We start from the raw sequence: 19,513 nt of genomic DNA, 5'->3' as shown, positions 1-19,513 counted from the left end.
AGATCAGTGTGCGGCTATCCGGGCCTCGAAGAGGTTGCGCACCGCCAAATTCGTGCGCAACAGGTCCAGGGCGTAGGCGGCGTGACCCGGCAGATAACCGTTGCCGATCAGCATCGTCACGTCTGCGGCCAGCCCTTCGGCGCCCAGAGCCGCGGCGGAAAAGCTGGTCGCCATGCTGAAGAAGATCACCGTGCCGCCCGCGTCCGTGGCCAGAATCGCCCCGTGCTCACATCCCGGGACATCGACACACACGACAGTCACGTCGACGGCGTCGCCCACGGCTTCGGCCAGCGCGACCGGGTTGCGGGCGTCGGCGATGACGACCTCGTCGGCCAGGCCGGTCTTGCGCAACGCTTCGAACTCGTCGAGGTTGGGCACGACACCGACGATGCGCCGGGCACCCGCATCGCGGGCGGCGGCGAGCGACAGCGAGCCCGACTTGCCCGCGGCACCGATCACGGCCACGCGTGCGTTCGGGTACTGCCGCACGACCCGGGCGGTCAGCGCGGGGGCGCCGCAGACGTCCATGACGGCCAGCGCGAGATCGGGTGCGAGGTCTTCAGGAAGCACAGCGGCGATCGAGCGGCTGAACAGAATCGCGTGACCCTCGCACGGGACCTGCTCTGACTTTCCGTCCCAGTTCTTGAGGCCGTCGGTGATTTGCAGTGGAGTCAGCGTCAGCGAGACGAGCGTGGCGACGCGGTCACCAACTTTGAGCCCGAGCGGTGACTGTGGGCCCACCTCTTCGACCGTGCCGATGAGCATGCCGCCGCTGCCCGTGACCGGGTTTTGCATCTTGCCGCGCTCGGCCACGATGTCCAGCACGGCCTGCTTGACCCCGGCCGGGTCATAAGCCGACGCGAGCTGACGGAACGACGCTGCGTCGAGGTTTAGCCGTTCAACAGCGATTCTGACCTCGTCCGCGCCTATTTCAGCCGAGTTGTCCAGCTTGGCAGCCGCCTGCGGCAGAACGCCCGCGGGATAGATCACGCGGTGCAAACCGATCGGCGACGTTGCCATTTTATTGCTCCTCTAGCGTTTGACGAGAATTCTTCCGGCAGGATAATTGGAATACCGGATAATTTCCAGTATCGTGCCTGCAGCGCGAAGATGCGAACCGAAGGAGAAACCGTGACTCAGCCGTACGAGTACCGGCGTACCGAGCTCATCGAGCCGGACTGGACCCGTTTTCCCGGCTGGCGGAACGTCACGGCAGCTCAGTGGGAGTCCGCGCAGTGGCAGCGAGTCAACTGCGTCAAGAACATCAAGCAGCTGCGCAACGTGCTCGGCGACCTTGTTGGCGAGGAGTTCTACGCCGACCTGGAGAAGGACCAGCAGGAATTCTCGACCATGTCGATGCTGGTTCCGCCGCAGATGATCAACACGATGGCGCGCGAGGGTGTCACGACGGAGGCGTTCTACGCCGACCCGGTTCGCCGTTACATGATCCCGGTCGCGTCTGACCGGCTCAACGACTGGGCCTCGCACCCGCACTCCAGCCGGGACTCACTGCACGAGCACGACATGTGGGTCGCTGAAGGACTCACCCACCGGTACCCCACGAAGGTTTTGGCGGAGCTGCTGTCGACCTGCCCGCAATACTGCGGCCACTGCACCCGCATGGACCTCGTCGGCAACTCCACGCCGGTGGTCGAAAAACTCAAGCTTGAGCTCAAGCCGGTCGAGCGCTATGACGCGCACATCGCCTATCTCAAGGCCCACCCTGGCGTTCGCGACGTCGTTGTCTCCGGCGGCGACGTGGCCAACGTGCCGTGGAAAAACCTCGAGTCGTACTTGATGAGCCTGCTCGCGATCGACACCATCCGTGACATCCGCCTGGCGACGAAGGCGCTGATGGGCCTGCCCCAGCACTGGATTCAGCCCGATGTCGTGGAAGGACTCGAGCGCGTCGCCCGGACAGCCCGCAGAAGAGGCGTCAACCTGGCGATCCACACGCACGTCAACCACGCCAACTCGCTGACCCCACTGGTCGCCAAGGCCGCCAAGACGGCTCTCGAAGTCGGCGTCCGCGATGTCCGCAACCAGGGCGTGCTCATGCGTGGCGTCAACGCCGACTCGCACAGCCTGCTCGACCTTTGCTTTGCACTGCAAGGCGAAGCGAACATCCTGCCGTACTACTTCTACATGTGCGACATGATCCCCAACTCCGAGCACTGGCGTGTGGCGGTCTGGCAAGCACAGCAGCTGCAGCACGACATCATGGGTTACCTGCCCGGTTACGCGACCCCGCGCATCGTCTGTGACGTGCCGTTCGTCGGCAAGCGCTGGGTGCACATGGTCACCGAATACGACCGTGAGCACGGCATTTCCTACTGGACCAAGAACTACAAAACGTCCATTGAGGAAAGTGACCCCGAGGCGTTGTCGAAGCGCTACGCGTACTACGACCCAATCGACACCCTGCCCGAGTCGGGCCAGAAATGGTGGCGAAAAGAGGAAACCGCCGCCTAACCTTGCAACGCATGAGAGTTGTCCGCTGGCTTATCCGGCTGAGGAAGTCCGCGGCGATTCGCGAAGCGAGAGCTTGGCCAACCTTGTTGCTGACCCTGATCTGTGTGTTCGTTTGCCTGCCCTTGGCGATCATGCTGACACCAGATCAGGACCTCACGATCGCTGGGCAGCGCCTTTCCGTTGGCGCGCGCGATCCTGACTTCTCGGTCAAGGGCCCGGCCCAGTTGGTCCAAATTGGAAACACCGACTTCGACATCACGGCTCTGCAGGTTTACGGCCCGTTGCGGCCCAAGCTCGCTCTCGGCCCGGTGCAGCGCAACGCTGACGCCGCGGCGGCGCTCGATCCCAACGGCGGCGGCAACGTCGCGAAATCCGCCGCGGAAACCATCGCCGGCGGCTTCGTCACCTGGTATGGCCTGGCCACACTCCTGCTGATCGGCCTGGTATTCGCGGCCACGGCTTTGCTGGGCGTCTTCCGGCTGTTAGCTCGCGTGCGCTCGCTGGAGCTGGCCGGGATAGGCGTCTCCGGGCCGCTGTGGCGTCACCTGACCGGTCAGCTGGTCCGGTCCGGGCTGACCGCCTTCATCGTCACCATGCTCGCCTGGCTGACCGCCGGCTTCCTCGCCTACGACGGCACCGCCAAAGGCTTACGCAATATCCATTCATTGTCCGATTTAGCCGGCACCTACCACCTGTCTCCCTCGGCCGTCGGTCCCACGGTGCGGGGCTTCACCGGTGTCGTGATCGGAGACTCCCGCGCCGCCCGGGTCGGCGGGCCAGCGATGGCCGACGCGGAGCCTGAAGACAACGCCTGTGGCCGCAGCAGCGACTCGCTTGCCGTCGAGATTGGACGGATGACGAACCAGAAGGTGCGCAACCTGGCCTGCTCGGGGGCGTCGATCCCGTTTGGGCTGCGAGGACCGCAAGCCAAGGGCGGGCACATCATCCAGCCGCAGATCGGCCTGGTCAAACAGATGGAAGGGCTCAAGTTCGTCGTCGTCATGGTCGGCCCGAACGACCTTTACTGGGCCGATTTCCTGCGCTACTGCTACGGCTTTGAAAACTGCGGCGACAACTTGACGCAGGGCGAGTTCGCCATCAGGCTGGCCGGATTCGACCGCGACTATGGCGAGCTGCTGCAAGACCTCAACGACCTGCCCAGCAAACCCAAAATCATCGTCGCCACGTCTTACGACGCGTTCGGGTCGGAGGCGAACTGCCCGGACACCGAAGGCCCCAACGGCTTGCCAGGGCTCTCGCCCACCAACCTCAACCTGCTCCTGGACATGAACCGCCAGCTCAATGACGTCCTTACGGCCGGCGCCGAAAAGTACAAGTTCAGCGTCGCCCATCCCGCACTGTCCACATTGTGTGAACCAGGGCATCCGCAACTGGGCCGCGACCTGCAGGGTCTGACCGACAGCCACCCGTTCCACCCGACCGCCCTTGGTGTCGTGCGCATCGCTTCCACCGTCGCGCGGGCCATCGGCGACATCGAGACCGAGACACAGTGATGTCGCCCGCGGCTGCTAGGGTCCCACAGCATTAGAGGGGATCTTTGATGTTTGCCGCGAAGATTTTCGCAGTGGAGGGCAGCGATGACTATCAGCGAACACATCACCACCTTCGCCGGGCGGCCCGTGGTGGCCTATCCCCCGGCCGGTGAACCGCCCGCTGACCCGGCGGCGGTCGCCTGGCGCATCGAAGACCCGGAATATGACGGTAGCGAAGAGTTCGAACGCAGGCTGACCGGGCTGGCCGCCGAGCCGTGGGTCTCTCAGGTGACCGCGCTCGTCATTGGAGCCTGGGGCAGTGCCTACGACTCCGGGCCACCCGTGGACCTCATCGCGGGCGTCGCCCCGCAACTGTCCGCTTTGGATGCTCTCTTCCTCGGCGAGATGACGTTTGAAGAGTGCGAGATCTCGTGGATCAACCACACCGACGTCACGCCACTGCTGGAGGCGTTCCCCCGGCTGGCGACGCTGACGATTCGCGGCAGCGAAGGGCTGTTCTTCAAGTCGGGGCGGCTCGAGTCGCTGCGCAGTCTCACTTTCCAGTCAGGCGGGCTCCCTTCTGACATCGTGCGCGCCGTCGGCGACAGCGAACTGCCGAACCTGACTCATCTTGAGCTGTGGCTAGGCACCGACAACTATGGCGGCGACGCGACGGTCGAAGACCTCGTGCCGATTCTGGCCGGTGGCAAGCTTCCCGCGCTGACTTCGCTCGGCTTGCGTAACGCCGAGATCGCCGACATGGTCGCCGCCGCTTTGGCCAGCGCCCCGATCGTGGCCCGGCTAGAGGTGCTCGACCTGTCGCTGGGCATGCTGTCCGATGTGGGCGCGAGCGCGCTGCTGGCCGGGCAGCCGCTGACCCATCTGCGCAAGCTCGACCTGCACCACCACTTCATCACCCAGCCGGTCATGGACCGTCTTACGGCCGAGCTGACCGAGGCCGGCGTGGAGGTCGATCTGTCCGAGGCCGGTGACCCGGAAGACGAAGACGAACGCTACATCGCTGTTTCCGAATGAGCGTGCGATTAGCCGTCGTCGGCAACCCCGGCTCCAGGCGAGTGGCCTTGCTGGCGGCGGCAGCCGCCCGGCAAGGCCTTGAGCCGCCTCGTGTCGTGCCATGGCTGACCGTCCTGCGTGGCGACCCGGTTTCCTTCGAGGCCGGGTCGCTCGTGCGCATCGAGTCGCCTGGCGAGGATGCCGAGGTTGACCGGCTCCTGCGTGGAGCCGCCGTGCCCGCGCTGCATGGCGAAATCACTGATGGCGCGGCTTGGTTCGGCGGGTTCTCGTCCTCCTTGGACACCATCGCCACCGCGGCGGCTGGCTCCCGTTTGCTCGCGCAGCCCGATGACATCCGCACCATGTTCGACAAGAGCGCTTGCCACCGTGTGCTTTCCGCTGCCGGGATTCCGGTCCCTGCCGCGTTGCCCGGCCCGGTCACCGGCTGGGATTCCCTTCGTGCCGCCCTAGACGCCGCCGGGTGGCGGCGCGTGTTCGTCAAGTCCCGCTTCGGTTCTTCCGCCTCCGGCGTTCTCGCGCTCGAATTTGGGCCGCACGGCCGCCTTCAGGCGACAACCTCGGTCGAGCTCGCCGGCAACAGGCTTTTCAATTCTTTGCGGGTACGCCGCTATCACACCGAAAACGACATCGCCGCCATCGTCGACCGTCTCGCCCCCGGTGGCCTGCACGTCGAGAAATGGTTCCCCAAAGCGGGAATCGACGGCCACGTCGTGGACTTCAGGGTGGTCGTGCTCAACGGTCAGCCATCGCACGTGGTCGCTCGCGGCAGCAAATGGCCGATGACGAATCTCCACTTAGGAGGAAAGCGCCTGCCGCTATCGTCGATCCCGGCGGGCAGTGCGTTCGACGCCGGGCTGCGCACCTGTGCTGACGTTGCCGCCCTTTTCCCAGGCACGGCACAAATGGGCGTGGACCTCATGGTCGGCACCGGCTGGCAACGCCACGCCATCGCCGAGGTCAACGCCTTCGGCGACCTGTTGCCCGGTCTGCTTTTCGACGGCCGCGACACCTACGAAGCCCAGCTGGTGGCGTTATGAGACACCTCATCGGCACACACGACATCGCGTTCATCACTATCGACACTTTGCGTTACGACGTCGCGGTTTCTACACCCACGCCGTGCCTAGCCTCGGTGTTGCCAGGCGGTCTGTGGGAGAAACGGCACAGTCCCGCGAGCTTCACCTACGCGGCACACCACGCCTTCTTCGCCGGATTCCTGCCCACGCCACTAGATGGCGCACGTGAGCGTCTGTTCGCGGCCGCTTTCCCTGGCAGCGAAACCACCGGCACCGACACGTGGGTCTTTGACTCCGCCGACGTCGTGACCGCGCTGGCGAAGACTGGTTATCACACGCTGTGCCTGGGCGGGGTTGGGTTCTTCAACCAGCAGTCGGCTCTCGGGTCGGTGTTGCCAGGACTGTTCACCGAAGCGCACTGGCGGCCTTCGTTTGGGGTCACGGAGCCAGACTCGTTGCGCCATCAGCTCGATCAGCTCGCGACATCGCTTCAAGCGTTGCCGCCTGCGCGGCCGCTGTTCACGTTCCTCAACATTTCCGCCTTGCACCAGCCGAACAAGCACTATCTGCTGGGCGCCGCGGCGGACTCCCTCGACAGTCACGCCGCTGCTCTGTCCTATGTGGATGAACAGTTGCCGCGCCTGTTTTCGCTACTGACTTCGCGCCGCCGGCCATGTTTCGTCATCATCTGCTCCGATCACGGCACCGCCTACGGCGAAGACGGTCAGCTCGGTCACCGCTTTGGCCACGAGGTCGTGTGGACCGTGCCTTATGCTCACTTCACCCTGGAGGCAGCGTGACACTCAGCGGATCGCCTTACCAGGGCTACCTTTACGCCTATCCGCACAAGATGGCATACCGGCCGTTGGTGCCGCGGCCCGCCTTGCGTGACGTGTGGGCGGCTGAAGCCAAGGACTCGCTGTTCCTTTACGTGCACATCCCGTTTTGCGAGATGCGCTGCGGCTTCTGCAATCTGTTCACCCGCACGCGGCCACCGGCCGAGCAGGTGTCCGCCTACCTGACCCAGTTGCGGGCACAGGCTTCTGCCGTCGCCGACTCGATTGGCCCTGTGCGTTACTCGCGTGCCGCGATCGGTGGTGGCACACCAACTTTCCTCACCGCTGCCGAACTAGCTGATCTCTTTAGCGTGCTAGACCTCGATCCCGCGCTGCCGCTTTCGGTGGAAACCTCTCCCGCTACCGCGACGGCGGACCGTCTGGAAGTGCTTGCCGCGCACGGAACGCACCGCCTCAGCATGGGCGTGCAAAGCTTCATCGACGCTGAAGCCCACGCGGCTGGCCGTCCGCAGCGCCGTTCCCAGGTCGACCAAGCCCTGGAAACGATCCGCACGTTTGACTTTCCGGTGCTGAACCTGGATCTGATCTACGGCATCCCCGGCCAGACCGTGGAGACGTGGGCCTTCTCGCTGCGCACGGCTTTGTCCTGGCGACCCGAGGAGATCTACCTTTATCCGCTCTATGTGCGGCCGCTGACCGGGCTGGGTAAACGCCATAGCGGCGATCCCGACCCGTCGTGGGACGCGCAACGGCTGTCGCTCTACTCCTACGGCCGGGATCTGTTGCGGGACGCCGGATATGAGCAGCTGTCCATGCGGCAGTTTCGCCGCTTTGGAGTACCAACTGTGGATGGTCCTGATTATTGCTGCCAAGACGATGGCATGGTTGGTCTCGGCTGCGGCGCCCGTTCTTACACGCGTGAACTGCACTACTCGTTTGATTATGCGGTCAGCATTGGTGAAGTGCGCGGCATCATCGACGACTACCTCGCGCGGCCGCCCTCTGACTTCGCGTTCGCTGAACACGGCTTCGCCCTTGACGCACACGAACAGCGGCTGCGGTGGCTCCTCAAATCCTTGCTACGTGCCGAGGGCGCCGACTTAGCGGCCTACGAGTCGCGGTTCGGCAATGCGGTCCTGGACGACTTCCCGCATCTGTCCGACTTGGACAGCTGGGCGGTTCTGACGCCCGAGCGCTTCGTCCTGACCGATGACGGTCTGGCTCGCAGCGACGCCATCGGCCCGTGGCTCGTCTCCGACACCGTCCGCGCCCGCATGACTTCAGCCCTGATCCGCTAGCCGGCTCATGCCGAAGGTGAAATCCGGCGAACTGTCGCCCGCACCCCATAACCCCACGACCAGCTGAACCGTCACGGCCAGCAGTCTAAACGGCGCAGGCTCGTCTAGACTGCCGCGATGCAAACCAACCCAGGCTGGGCGCAGAATGTGTGGGGCGTCGTCGTCATGATCGCGGGCGCTTTGGGCATATTGCTCTCTTTAGTCAGTCGCGGAGACGAGGGCGGGCTGCTGCTCAGCTGCACGTTGCTGCTCCTGGGACAGCTCATGCGAATTGAGGCTGCGGTGCGTGACCGCAGCGGCACGCCGTAGTCTTCTTCAGTGATCGAGATTCGGACGCGGCGGCTGGTGTTGCGGGACTGGCGGGAGCACGACCTGGCGGCGTGGGCCGCGCTTAACGCCGACCCGCAGGTGCGCGAGCATTTGGGCGATGTGTGGGATGAGCAGCGGTCGGCAGCGGCTATGAAGCTGTATCAGGAGGCTTACGCGCGCAACGGGTTCAGCTTCTGGGCGGTTGAGGAGCTGGCGAGCGGCGAGCTAATCGGCATGGCCGGGCTGGATGTCGTCGAGCCGGACATGCCGTTCACGGGAGTCGAGATCGGGTGGCGGCTAGCCCGAAGCGCGTGGGGACAAGGGTTTGCCTCTGAGGCGGCTCGTGCGGTGCTCGATTTCGGGTTCACCAAAGCAAACTTGACCGAGATCCTGGCGATCACGTTAGCAGCCAACGTCCGTTCACAGGCCGTCATGCGCCGCATCGGCATGACGCATGCCACCGATCTTGACTTCAGCTATGAGGGCGACGACCACATTGTTTACCGCTCACGGCTCATTGAGCGGTGAGTCTCGCCAGCAGATCGCGTGCCAGACGTCCCCGGTAAGAACGAGCGTGTCAGCTAATCGTCGAGGTCGTAGCGAGCCCGGATGTCAGCGGCGCCATAACTTCCCGGCTGCAGGCAGATCGGGCAGGCGCAGGGGCGTTTCCCGTGCTCGTCCGGGCGATAGCGCCAGCCTGCCACCTGGGACACAGCGCGCGTACGCACCAGTTCCGCTCGCGTGACCGAGCGTGGGATGTACACCTCGTAGCCCCGTGGATCGTCCTGTGCCCGGATAAGCGCCACGGCTTTGGCCGCGGTCACTGAGCGCCGCTTGCGGTTGTAGTGTCCGACTTCGACCGGTTCCTCATCGGGGATGCGGAAATCGATGGCCACAAAGGCACGCTGACCGTCACGGCGCAGCTCCCGTAACCACTGGTGAGTCAGGGTATAGGACGGGATCATGGGAAAGCAGTAAACACCAGGCGTCGTTAGCCCGGCCCGCATGATCCGGGCCGCGTACTTCTCCGGGGTCAAGTGAACGAAGAGGGTGCCCACGCTCAGACCTTAAACGCGTCGTTCGATTGCTGCCGCATAGGCATCACAGCCTAAGGTGTGTGGCGTGGACTTGCTGCTGCTTTACCGGGGGCCCTTGGCCAGTTGCAACTACGACTGTCCCTATTGCCCTTTCGCCAAGCGGCAGGATAGCCGGGAGCAGTTGCGTGCTGACCGTGCGGCGTTAAGCACCTTCGTTGACTGGACGATCCGCAATCCTGACGGGCATCAGCTGGAGATTCTGTTCACGCCGTGGGGCGAAGGGCTGACCCGGTCGTGGTACCGCGAAGCGCTTGTTGCCTTGTCGCACCAGCCGCACGTGCGCCGGGTCGCTATCCAGACGAACCTCGCTGGCCGCCTGACGTGGGCGGAGCAAGCTGATCCGGCAAAGCTGGCGTTGTGGGCGACTTACCATCCCGGTCAGGTCAGCCGCCAGCGGTTCCTTGGCGCTTGCGAAACGTTGCGGGACAAGGGTATCCGGCACTCGGTCGGCATGGTCGGGCTGGAGGAGCACTTCGCCGAAGCCGCCGAGCTGCGCCAGGCCCTGCCAGAGGGCACCTATCTGTGGGTTAACGCGGCTGACGGGCACACCTATGACACGGAGGCTGAGGCGCGCTGGACGGCGATCGATCCGCTGTTTGGGCTAAGTGCCCGTCCACATGCGAGTGCCGGGCAGGAGTGCTGGGCTGGCGAGACAGCGCTTTCAGTGATCGGTGACGGCACGGTGCGCCGGTGCCATTTCATCCCGGAACCGATCGGCAACCTCTACGACGGCTCCTACCTGCCCGCGCTGAAGCCAAGGCCGTGCAGCATCAAGCAGTGTGACTGTCACATCGGTTACGTTCACTTGAAGCGCCTTAACCTGCATCAGACTTTCGCTGGCGGCATTCCGGAGCGCATTCCTGCGCACTGGGGAGCGCCAGCGCAGCTGGTGCGGCTACAGCACCACATCCCGGCGCGCGACGAAGGCTGACCGTCCTTTCCAGATCTCAGCCAGAAACCATTGACCGCCAGCGACTTCCGCGACCGCACCGCCAGGCGAGCCGGCTTGTGGCCCTTCGACTCCGGTCACCTCACTCGCGTCTTCGCGTGGCGCGACACGATAGGTAGCGTTAGGACGCACCGCGAGCCTTTTCGGCAGTGGCACGATGACGGCCGGATCGGCACAGTACTCGTAGAACACGCCGTTACAGAACTCGTATTGCGCCAGCCGGTACTTGCCGTCGATGAGCCGGTAGACGGTATACAACGGTTCACTGCCCACAGTGAGATCGGTAACGACGAACTGCAGGTACGGGTCTGGCGGCTGGGCGCGGGACCGTGGTGTGGATCCGCCCAACAACGACAGCACGCTGGAGTAGTCACCGGGCGACCGTGTCAGATAGACATCGAAGCCGCAGCCGCCCGAGCCGCAGTATCCCGAGGTGCTGTTGACAACGGCGAAATCAAGCCATCCATTGCGGTCCAGGTCCTCGGCGAGCAGGATACTTAGCTTCACCGACGGTTCTGGCGTCTCGTCTTCGACGATCTCGCTGGTGAGCCACTGCCGGAATGCTTCTTGTTGCCGGTCTGGGCGCTTGAGATCGGCGGCGGTTTGCTGTCGCCACACGATCAGCGCGACGGCGACGCTGACGGCCGCGATCGCCGCAGTCAGCCCCAGGCCGCGGCGCACGAGCCTTCGGCGTTCGCGGCCCCACAGGACATCGAAGCCAACCCCTAGCATTCCCGCGATCAGGCGGAAGACTGTTTCCCTGCGCGGTTTTGCTTCACCTCGGGCATCTACCCACAGCAGCGTCTTGGCAAGCGGCGCCAGAGCCGGCGGGAACACGTCATCGCCGACGGGGTCCCCTATCTCGCCGTCGATAACAACGACCAGGATGTCGGCTGCCCGGCCTGTGTCAATGAAATGCCGCACTTCGGCATTGACCCAGGCTGACGCGGCCGACGACCGGCTCGCCAGCACGATCAGGAAGCGTGAGGCGTCGAGCGCGGCACGCAGGCTGGCTCCCAGGTCTGAAGAGGCGGCGAGTTCGTCCTTGTCCCGGAAAATCGGGCGCAGCCGCTCATTGGGCAAGCCGTGCGGAACCGCTACGGGCCGGGCCGGGCGTGGGATGCGATAACCCTCCAAGCGCGAGTGCAACGCGCGCGCCCATTGCTCATCTTGACGGCTATAGCTCAGAAACGCCCAGTAACGCACCGGCACAATGTAGCGGGCTCCGATGTGTACCAGAGAAACGGTATGGTACCGGCGATGGACGCTGACACGTGGCTGACCGACACCCGCACCTCTTACGACACTGTCGCGATTAGCTATGCCGAACAGGTGCGCAACCTATTGGCCACGACGCCTTATGAGCGGGCGGCACTCGGGCTGTTCGCCGAGCAGGTTCAGGCCGCCGGTGGTGGTCCGGTCGCCGAAGTGGGCTGTGGCTCTGGCCGGATAACCGCGCACCTGCACGAGTTAGGTCTCGACGCCTTCGGCATCGACCTGTCCCCCGCGATGATCGACGTCGCCCGGCGCGACCACCCGGGACTGCGGTTCGAGGTGGGTTCGATGACCGACCTCAACCTTGAGGACGCGTCATTGGCGGGCCTGGTCGCCTGGTACTCCCTGATTCATATCCCCGACCAGGAAATCGCCGGAGTGCTGGCCCATTTTCACCGGGTGTTGCTCCCATCAAGCCCACTGCTGCTTGGCTTTCACGCCGGCGACGGCACCACGCTCAAGACGACCGGCTATGGCGGGCACCCGATGCACGTTCATGTGCACTACCGGCAGCCTGGCCAGGTCGCCGCCTGGCTTCAGGCCGCCGGATTCGCCGTCGAGGCGACGATGCGCTTGAGTTCAGGGGAAAGCCGCGACGGCGCGATCGTGTTCGCCCGCCGCGGCCCTTTCCTCTAAAGGACAATCCGGTCCGTGATCTCCAATGACGACAGGAACGCCAGGTCGTGGGTGGCTATCAAAAGCGCCCCACGGTACGCGTTAAGCGCCTGACTGAGCTGCCGCGCACTAGCGAGATCGAGGTTGTTCGTCGGCTCGTCGAGCATCAGCAACTGCGGTGCTGGCTGGGCCAGCAGCACCGTGGCCAGTGCAGCCCGGAACCGCTCGCCGCCCGACAGCGACGACGTGAGCTGGTCAGCCCGGCCGCCACGGAACAAGAACCGCGCTAGCAAAGCACGAATCTCGTTGTCCGTCGCCGCTGGTGCCACCCGTGCCACGTTGGCCGCGATCGACAACTGACCGTCGAGCACGTCAAGCCGTTGCGGCAGATAGCGTGTGGGCACCCGAACCTCAGCCTCCCCCGCTACCGGGGGCAGCAGACCGGCCAGTGTTTCCAGGAGCGTCGTCTTACCCGAACCGTTCGGCCCGAGCACAGCGATCCGTTCCGGGCCACGGATGTCGCGCGTTAACGTGACGCCATTGCGCAACTTCACTTCCTCAAGCACCGCAACGGTTCTGCCAGACGGCACGAGTGTCGCCGGGAGACTGATGCGAATGACGCCGTCGTCACGCATCGCCTCCTCAGCCTCACTCAGCCGCTCACGGGCTTGCTCCAATTTCTCCTGATGCATGTTGCGATACTTGCCAGCGGACACTTGAGCCGACCGTTTCCGGGCGCCCATAACGATTTTCGGCTCTCGTTTCGTGTCCCACATCTTCTGCCCATACCGCGCGCGGCGGTCGAGCGTAATGCGAGCCTCGATGAGTTCGCGTTTCTGGCGGCGCACCTCGGCCTCGGCTGAGCGCACCATCCGCTCGGCGGCCTCCTGTTCGGCGGTTACAGCCTCTTCGTAGGCACTGAAGTTCCCGCCGTACATGGTGATTTCGCCGTCGCGCAGCTCAGCGATGTGATCGGTGAGTTCCAGCAAGGCACGGTCATGGCTAATGATGATGACCGCGCCGGTGTACTTGCTGATTGCGGCGTAAAGCCGTTGCCGCGCAAGCACATCGAGGTTGTTGGTCGGCTCGTCAAGCAGCAGGATGCCGGGACGGGTCAGGAACTGGCCGGCGATGCCGAGCAGCATGGCCTCGCCGCCGGAGATCTCGCCCACGCGGCGGTCGAGGTCCACATGCGACAGTCCCAGCTGGCCGAGCATGGCGACGGCGCGTTCGTTGATGTCCCAGTCGTTTCCCGCGACGGCGTAGTCGTCCGGGTCGGTGGAACCCCGCTCGATCGCCTCAAGGGCACGGCGGATGGGTGCGATGCCAAGCACCTTGTCAACCTGTGCCGAGGCGTCCAAGGTGAGATCCTGGCGCAGATAGCCAACCGAGCCGCCGGTGCTGATGCTGCCGGAGGCGGGCGTGAGCTCGCCCACGATGAGCTTGAGCAAAGTGGACTTGCCGGTGCCGTTGGCGCCGATGAGACCGGTGCGGCCAGCGTTGGCCGTGAAACTGAGCCCGTCAAACAGCACGTCGCCGTTGGGCCAGGTAAAAGAAAGCGCTGATACAGCGAAAGAAGACATAAAGAGACTCCGGGATAGCACGAGACGATAGGACGTCGGTGTTGATCCTCAGAGCCACATGCGGCCCAGGTTAGCTCGCGTGAAACGGGCCGGCAACCCGTTTAGGCGCGGAAGGTCGTGCGCAGGCGATAGCGCTCACCGCTGTATTCCACAGTGGACAGCATCGCGGGCCGCTGATCCAGCGTGTAGATCGTCTGGTCGAGGAACAGGACCGGCGCCCCAGCCGAAAGCCCCAAGTGCGCCGAAAGTTCAGCGCTAGCGGCCCGGGCCTCGATCGTCGCCTCGGAGCGGCCGAGCGCGATCCCTAGTTCTTTGACCAGAGCGAAAAGCGACGCTTCGCGGAAGTCCACGTCTTCGAGGCCAGGCAGAGCGGGCAATGTCGTGCGGTCCACAGCCACCCGCACGTCCCCGAGCAGGCGCACGCGGTCGAGCCGGAACAGCGGTGAGCCCGCTGGCAGCTGGAGCCGCTCAGCCTCATCGAGTGACGCGGGACGGACCTCACGCATGAGCACGATCGCACTGGCCACGAGGTTCTTGCGCCGCGCGGTAGCCGTGAACGACTCCAGCTCCTCAGGCCAGTCCCGTGAGCTGACCGGCACGGCGACGAACCAGCCGCGCCCGTGCGACGGCTTGATGTGGCCGCGCTCGGCCAGCTCCGCCAGAGCCCTGCGCAGCGTGAGGCGGGACACGCCTAAGCGCTCGCACAAGTCACGTTCAGGCGGCAGCTTCGCGCCAGGGGGCAAACCGTCCTGGGCGATCTGAGCCCTGATCCGGCTAGCTGTCTGAATCCAGAGGGGGTCGGATTGCATAACCACACAGTACCACTTTGACACTTTCCATAACCACTCGTAGCTTTGACGTGTGCTTCTGGTTTCCCACCTCGGCTATGGCCTCAACAGCCCCAAACCGGCGGTCACGACGACACCTGGACTGGTGCGGCTGAGACGTGCTGACGGCACAACAGTCGCCAGCTGGGAAACCGGGCCGCTGGAAAGCGTCGCCAACTGGCACCTCGGCCCGTTCGCGCGGATCACCCTCCCACGCGACCTGGCAACTGGCACCTACGTCCTGGAAGCGGCCACGGAATCGGTGACGTTCACTGTCAGCCAGGGCCGTCTGCAAACCGAGACCATCGGTGCGGTGCTCGATTACTTCACGGCGATGCGCTCCAGCGGGGACATCGACCTCAAAGACCAGCACGCCGCCCTGTGGGACGACCCCACAGGGCGCACGGTCGACGCACGCGGCGGCTGGCTGGACGCTTCAGGTGACACAAGCAAGTTCCTGAGCCACCTGACCTACACGAGCAAGATGAGTCCACAACAGATCCCGCTGTGTGTCTGGGCGATGCTCGCCGCCGCGGATGCCCTGGCTGCCAAGCACCCTGCACTGTCCGCCAAGCTCGGCCCGCGATTGCGCGAGGAAGCCCTGTGGGGAGCCGATTTCCTCTACCGGTTCCGTGACCCGCAGGGCTACTTCTACACCGGGATCTTCGACGCCCTCACGAAGAAGCTCGACGAGCGTTTCGTGACGGCTCCTTTGCAGAACAGTGTGCGGACTTCGCGTTATCAAGCGGGCTACCGTCAGGGTGGCGGGCTGGCCATCGCCGCTCTTGCCCGCACCGGTGTTCCCGAGCACCGCGACGCGGCTGTGGAAGCGTTCCGCCACTTGGAAAAGCACAACCTTGACTACTTGTTCGACGGCACCGAGTCCATCGTGGACGATTACACCGCTCTGCTTGCCGCCACTGAACTTGTGGCCGCCGGTGTCACCGAGGCTTCTCAAGCCGCACATCGGCGCGCGACTCAGCTCATGGCGCGATACGCCTCGGGGGAACCGTTCTTTCACGCCGTCGAAGCCGGGCTTCCCGTCTTAGCCTTGCTGCGCTACGCCGATGTGTTCTCCGCCGATCTCGCGGCAATGACGGCTCTGGAAGCTATGCGCGCCATCATTTCCCGCACTCGGGCTGTGCCTAACCCGTTTGGTTACCCGCGCCAGCGTGACGCGTTCTTCTTCCCGCACGATAACGAAACCGGCTATTGGTGGCAGGGCGAGAACGCCACCATCGCCTCACTGGCCGCCGCGGCACACGCCTGTGCTGATCTGTCCACGGCGGACTCCGGCGAGTTCCGAGAGTTCGCCGCCGACCAGCTCGCCTGGATCGCCGGGCGCAACCCGTTCGACTCGTGCATGATCCATGGCAAGGGCCGCAACAACGTTGATTACGCGGCGGAATTCCCCAACCGCGACGGCGGCATCGTCAACGGCATCACCTCCGGCTGGACCGACGAAGAAGACATCGCCTTCCTTCCGCCGGACGCGCCTGCCGGGGATTCCTGGCGCTGGGCCGAACAATGGATCCCGCACACCGGCTGGTTCCTCCTCGCCGTCGCCACCGAAGGGGCACCCGAATGACTCGCATCTCGTTCGCCGAAGGCCGGGACGGTCAGCCAGAGGCGCTGGAGCGTATCGCCCGGACGATGAGCGTTGCCGTGCCCCGGGCAACACGGCCGTTGTTTTGCGGCATTGGCGCTTCGTTTGCCTCCCTTGCCGTTCCGGTGCACCTGCTTCGTGGTCACGGGATCGCGGCACACCGGGTCCTGGCCAGTGAAGTCGTCGAGCACCCGGGAGCCTTCGGCGCGGACTTGCTCATCGGGGTGTCACAGAGTGGCCGCAGCGCTGAAACCCTTGCCGCGTTTGAGGTCTTTCCCGGCTTCAAGACCGCCATTGTCAACGTTTCGCCATCGCCCCTGACGGAAATTGCCGACAGCGCGGTCAGCCTCGGTGACGAGCCGGATTCGTTCGCCTCAACGGTCGGCTATACCGGAACCATTGTCGCCCTTGACCTTATCGCCGCGGCGATCAGCGGCACGCCTGATGCCGCGCGCAAGTGGGACGACATCGCCGCTCTTGTTACCGCCACCCGGGAGTCCTTCCACGTGCCGTCACGCGCCGCGACGTGCGTTGCCGCCGATCTGGTCGCCTCGGGTGCCTCCCGTGCTTCAGCCGAGGAGACGGCACTGCTGCTGCGTGAAGTCCCGCGCCTTCCGGCAACGGCATCGGCGACACGGAATTACCTGCACGGCGAGATGGAATCAGCGGGCAACACACTACACGTCATCTTTGGCGACGGGCGTGAAATCGAGCTGGCGCAAACACTTGCCCGCGCTGGGCACTTGACCGTTCTTGTGACGGCCCACGGAGTACCCGCTGAATCTGGTCTTGAGGTTTTGCGGCTTCCGGAAACAGAACCCGCGGTGCGCGCGGTGCTTGAGGCCGTTGTCGCCCAAGAGCTCGCCGCTGCGCTCGCAGACCATCGGCGGGTACCGGTTGAGTCCTTCGTGTTCGCTAACAACGACACCAAGGCGGGCGGCCTGGACCCGGCCGACTTCGCGATCCAGTCGGCGGGAGCGGTGGCATGACCGGAGTTGTCGCCGGCATCGACGTTGGCGGAAGCAAGACGCATGTTCGGGTCGTGTCCACTGTGGATGGTGTGCTCAGCGATACGCTCGTGCCGTCCGGCGGCTGGTCAGCCGTTCCCGCTGACACAGCTGCCGCTTGGCTTTACGAGCTGATCCGTGACGTGCCTTTGTCTGCTCTCGCCGTCGGCGCGCACGGCTGCGAAACTCCGGCTGACTGCGAAGCTTTGCGACGGCACCTGTTCGATCGCGTCAATGTCCCCGTAACGGTCGTCAACGACGCGCAACTGCTCCTGCCCGCGGCCGGTCTGGCGCAAGGCATCGCGGTCGTCGCCGGCACCGGCTCGATCGCGCTTCACGACAATGGCACCATCACTCGTGCTGGCGGCTGGGGCTGGGTGCTCGGCGACGATGGCAGTACTTCCGCGATCGTGCGCGAGGCGGCCAAAGCCGTTCTCGCCCAAGCCGACCGCGGCGAGCCGCCTTCAGAACTCGCGGTGAACTTGATGGCTTCCGTTGGTGTCACCGGGGTCCTCGACCTCGCGCAGGCGATGAGCTGGGGGTCCGCCCCCGAACAATGGGGCTCCCATGCCCGTGCCGTCTTCGCGTCGTCATCACCGGACGCCCTCGAGGTCATCACCGCGGGCGCGACGTCGCTTGTGGACCTCGTCGCCGTGTTGGCCAGGCGCGGCTTGCCTGTCACTGACGTCGTCTTCGCCGGCGGGCTCGTCACCCAGGTGCCAAGTTACTGGCTGGCGGTCCGTTCCGCGTTCACGGCTCGTTTCCCCGCCGCCCGCGTTCAGCTGCTGACCGTCCCACCCGTTGAAGGCGCGATCCGGCTCGCGACCGCTATCGTTCAACCGTGACTCGGGTTGTCGTAACAGGCGGAAGCGGGAAACTTGGCCGGGCCGTGGTCCGCGAGCTCCTGGAACACGGATATGACGTGGTCAACGTCGACCAGGCCCCGCCCGTGGAAAAAAGTGCCGCGTCGTTCACCCAGATCGAGCTGACCGATTACGGCCAGGTTTTCGAGGCGCTGACCGCCATCGACTCCCGGTATTCGGGAGTCGACGCGGTCGTGCGCCTCGCCGCGATTCCTGGCCCGGGCGCCAAGCCAAACGCGGTTACCTTCGCCCACAACGTGACCGTGAGCTACAACGTGTTCGCCGCCGCGAAAGCAGCCGGAATCAAGAACGTCGTGTGGGCGTCCAGTGAAACCCTGCTCGGCTTGCCCCTCGATCATCCCCCGGCTTCTATCCCGATCACCGAGGAGCACGAGCCGCGCCCCGAAACTTCCTATGCGCTGGCGAAGCTGATGGACGAGACGATGGCCGCCCAGTTCTGCCGGTGGGACCCGCGGCTGAAAATGGTCGGGCTGCGCTTCTCCAACGTGATGGAGCCGGCGGACTACGCGGCCTTCCCGTCGTTTCAGGACGATCCGCTGCTGCGCAAGTGGAACCTATGGGGCTACATCGACGCCCGCGACGGCGCCCAGGCTGTGCGCAAAGCCCTGGAATACCAAGGCACCGGGCTGGAAATCTTCATCATCGCCAACGCTGACACCGTCATGAACCGGCCGTCAGCAGACCTTGCCGCCGAGATCTTCCCCGGCGTCACCCAAACCCAGGATCTGTCCAGAGTGGACACCATGCTCAGCATCGACAAGGCCCGCCGCTTACTCGGCTACATCCCCCAACACTCCTGGCGGGACTAGTTCCAGTCGGTGATTTTGACGTCGCCGGGTGAGGGCCTTCCGGTCCCGGTTTCCAGCAAGCCCTTGAGGCTCATCAGGAACGTCGCCCACTTGGTGCTGCAGTGGTGCATGAACGGGACCGGCTCGCGCCAGCCTTCGTGCTTGAACTGAATGATGGTGTAGTCGCCGCGCTGGTCGAGGTTCCAGTCGATTTCGGTGCCGATCCACTCCTCGGGACCGTCGACGACTCGCCACCGCACGTGGCCGGAGGGGTCGAGTTCGAGCACCTCCATGTCGAAGCCACCGAGGTCGCCGAAGCGGAAGATCAGCTGACTGCCGATTTCGCTCGTGCCTTTGGTGTCCGTGGTCCACCAGCCGGCGAGGCCCTCTGTGGTGGTCACCGCTTGGTACACGTCGTTGAGCGGGGCGGCGACCCCGACCTCGTGCAGGATGTTGACCATT

Annotated in this window: 20 protein-coding genes; 14 read left to right on the top strand and 6 right to left on the bottom strand. The window is 64.7% G+C overall.

Going from position 1 to position 19,513, the window contains the following annotated elements; translation table 11 throughout:
* Nucleotides 1-3: 3 nt before the first annotated feature.
* Nucleotides 4-1,020, bottom strand: coding sequence for an L-erythro-3,5-diaminohexanoate dehydrogenase (gene kdd, locus A3E1_RS0127625; protein ID WP_020524039.1), 1,017 nt, complete (start codon nt 1,018-1,020; stop codon nt 4-6).
* A gap of 90 nt (nt 1,021-1,110) precedes the next feature.
* Between kdd and A3E1_RS0127620 the strand changes: the two genes are divergently transcribed.
* From A3E1_RS0127620 to A3E1_RS0127585, 8 genes are all read left to right on the top strand, one after another.
* Nucleotides 1,111-2,472: a KamA family radical SAM protein gene (locus tag A3E1_RS0127620; protein WP_040391902.1), complete on the top strand. Its 1,362-nt coding sequence runs from the start codon at nt 1,111-1,113 to the stop codon at nt 2,470-2,472.
* 11 nt (nt 2,473-2,483) lie between these two features.
* On the top strand, nt 2,484-3,986 hold the full coding sequence (locus A3E1_RS0127615) for a GDSL-type esterase/lipase family protein (protein WP_020524037.1): 1,503 nt from the start codon (nt 2,484-2,486) through the stop codon (nt 3,984-3,986).
* 84 nt (nt 3,987-4,070) lie between these two features.
* A complete protein-coding gene (locus A3E1_RS0127610) occupies nt 4,071-5,000 on the top strand; it encodes an STM4015 family protein (RefSeq protein ID WP_020524036.1) in 930 nt (309 codons plus the stop codon).
* On the top strand, nt 4,997-6,037 hold the full coding sequence (locus A3E1_RS0127605) for an STM4014 family protein (protein ID WP_020524035.1): 1,041 nt from the start codon (nt 4,997-4,999) through the stop codon (nt 6,035-6,037). Before A3E1_RS0127610 ends, A3E1_RS0127605 begins: the two co-directional genes overlap by 4 nt.
* A complete protein-coding gene (locus A3E1_RS0127600) occupies nt 6,034-6,816 on the top strand; it encodes an STM4013/SEN3800 family hydrolase (RefSeq protein ID WP_020524034.1) in 783 nt (260 codons plus the stop codon). Before A3E1_RS0127605 ends, A3E1_RS0127600 begins: the two co-directional genes overlap by 4 nt.
* The gene (locus tag A3E1_RS0127595) at nt 6,813-8,111 is read left to right on the top strand and encodes an STM4012 family radical SAM protein (RefSeq protein WP_020524033.1); all 1,299 of its coding nucleotides are present in this window, start codon (nt 6,813-6,815) and stop codon (nt 8,109-8,111) included. The genes A3E1_RS0127600 and A3E1_RS0127595 overlap by 4 nt, the downstream gene beginning before the upstream one ends.
* Before the next feature lie 117 nt (nt 8,112-8,228).
* On the top strand, nt 8,229-8,420 hold the full coding sequence (locus A3E1_RS0127590) for a hypothetical protein (RefSeq protein ID WP_020524032.1): 192 nt from the start codon (nt 8,229-8,231) through the stop codon (nt 8,418-8,420).
* Between the two features lie 9 nt (nt 8,421-8,429).
* Complete coding sequence (locus A3E1_RS0127585; RefSeq protein WP_020524031.1) at nt 8,430-8,948, top strand: GNAT family N-acetyltransferase; 519 nt, start codon at nt 8,430-8,432, stop codon at nt 8,946-8,948.
* 53 nt (nt 8,949-9,001) lie between these two features.
* Here the strand turns inward: A3E1_RS0127585 and A3E1_RS42390 are convergent, their stop codons facing one another.
* Entirely contained in the window at nt 9,002-9,478 is a 477-nt protein-coding gene (locus tag A3E1_RS42390; protein ID WP_020524030.1) for a hypothetical protein, read from the bottom strand.
* Between the two features lie 64 nt (nt 9,479-9,542).
* On the opposite strand from A3E1_RS42390, the gene A3E1_RS0127575 reads away from it, so the two are divergent.
* Nucleotides 9,543-10,448, top strand: a complete 906-nt coding sequence (locus A3E1_RS0127575) for an STM4011 family radical SAM protein (protein WP_020524029.1) — start codon at nt 9,543-9,545, stop codon at nt 10,446-10,448.
* Here the strand turns inward: A3E1_RS0127575 and A3E1_RS0127570 are convergent.
* On the bottom strand, nt 10,413-11,672 hold the full coding sequence (locus tag A3E1_RS0127570) for a toll/interleukin-1 receptor domain-containing protein (RefSeq protein ID WP_157631759.1): 1,260 nt from the start codon (nt 11,670-11,672) through the stop codon (nt 10,413-10,415). The genes A3E1_RS0127575 and A3E1_RS0127570 overlap by 36 nt on opposite strands.
* 54 nt (nt 11,673-11,726) lie before the next feature.
* Here A3E1_RS0127570 and A3E1_RS0127565 point away from each other — a divergent pair, with 54 nt between their 5' ends.
* On the top strand, nt 11,727-12,377 hold the full coding sequence (locus A3E1_RS0127565) for a class I SAM-dependent methyltransferase (RefSeq protein ID WP_020524027.1): 651 nt from the start codon (nt 11,727-11,729) through the stop codon (nt 12,375-12,377).
* On the opposite strand, the gene A3E1_RS0127560 is transcribed toward A3E1_RS0127565, so the two are convergent.
* Both A3E1_RS0127560 and A3E1_RS0127555 read right to left on the bottom strand, forming a co-directional pair.
* The gene (locus A3E1_RS0127560) at nt 12,374-13,939 is read right to left on the bottom strand and encodes an ABC-F family ATP-binding cassette domain-containing protein (RefSeq protein ID WP_020524026.1); all 1,566 of its coding nucleotides are present in this window, start codon (nt 13,937-13,939) and stop codon (nt 12,374-12,376) included. The genes A3E1_RS0127565 and A3E1_RS0127560 overlap by 4 nt on opposite strands.
* A 101-nt stretch (nt 13,940-14,040) precedes the next feature.
* Nucleotides 14,041-14,748 carry a GntR family transcriptional regulator gene (locus A3E1_RS0127555; RefSeq protein WP_020524025.1) on the bottom strand — a complete coding sequence of 236 codons (708 nt, stop codon included), beginning with the start codon at nt 14,746-14,748 and terminating at the stop codon, nt 14,041-14,043.
* A 52-nt stretch (nt 14,749-14,800) separates the two neighbouring features.
* Between A3E1_RS0127555 and A3E1_RS0127550 the strand changes: the two genes are divergently transcribed.
* Genes A3E1_RS0127550 through A3E1_RS0127535 form a run of 4 tightly spaced genes read left to right on the top strand, consistent with a single transcriptional unit; the run spans nt 14,801 to nt 19,072 of the window.
* Complete coding sequence (locus A3E1_RS0127550) at nt 14,801-16,354, top strand: glycoside hydrolase family 9 protein (RefSeq protein WP_020524024.1); 1,554 nt, start codon at nt 14,801-14,803, stop codon at nt 16,352-16,354.
* On the top strand, nt 16,351-17,361 hold the full coding sequence (locus tag A3E1_RS0127545) for an SIS domain-containing protein (RefSeq protein ID WP_020524023.1): 1,011 nt from the start codon (nt 16,351-16,353) through the stop codon (nt 17,359-17,361). Before A3E1_RS0127550 ends, A3E1_RS0127545 begins: the two co-directional genes overlap by 4 nt.
* The gene (locus A3E1_RS0127540) at nt 17,358-18,224 is read left to right on the top strand and encodes an N-acetylglucosamine kinase (RefSeq protein ID WP_020524022.1); all 867 of its coding nucleotides are present in this window, start codon (nt 17,358-17,360) and stop codon (nt 18,222-18,224) included. Before A3E1_RS0127545 ends, A3E1_RS0127540 begins: the two co-directional genes overlap by 4 nt.
* The gene (locus A3E1_RS0127535) at nt 18,221-19,072 is read left to right on the top strand and encodes an NAD-dependent epimerase/dehydratase family protein (RefSeq protein ID WP_026208897.1); all 852 of its coding nucleotides are present in this window, start codon (nt 18,221-18,223) and stop codon (nt 19,070-19,072) included. Before A3E1_RS0127540 ends, A3E1_RS0127535 begins: the two co-directional genes overlap by 4 nt.
* Here the strand turns inward: A3E1_RS0127535 and A3E1_RS0127530 are convergent.
* Nucleotides 19,069-19,512: an SRPBCC family protein gene (locus A3E1_RS0127530; RefSeq protein ID WP_020524020.1), complete on the bottom strand. Its 444-nt coding sequence runs from the start codon at nt 19,510-19,512 to the stop codon at nt 19,069-19,071. The genes A3E1_RS0127535 and A3E1_RS0127530 overlap by 4 nt on opposite strands.
* Nucleotide 19,513 lies beyond the last annotated feature (1 nt).

The organism is Catelliglobosispora koreensis DSM 44566, assembly GCF_000379685.1.
GTDB classification, from domain to species: Bacteria; Actinomycetota; Actinomycetes; order Mycobacteriales; family Micromonosporaceae; genus Catelliglobosispora; species Catelliglobosispora koreensis.
The sequence above is the reverse complement of the archived record's forward strand: the minus strand, read 5'-3'. Positions and strand labels throughout refer to the sequence as shown.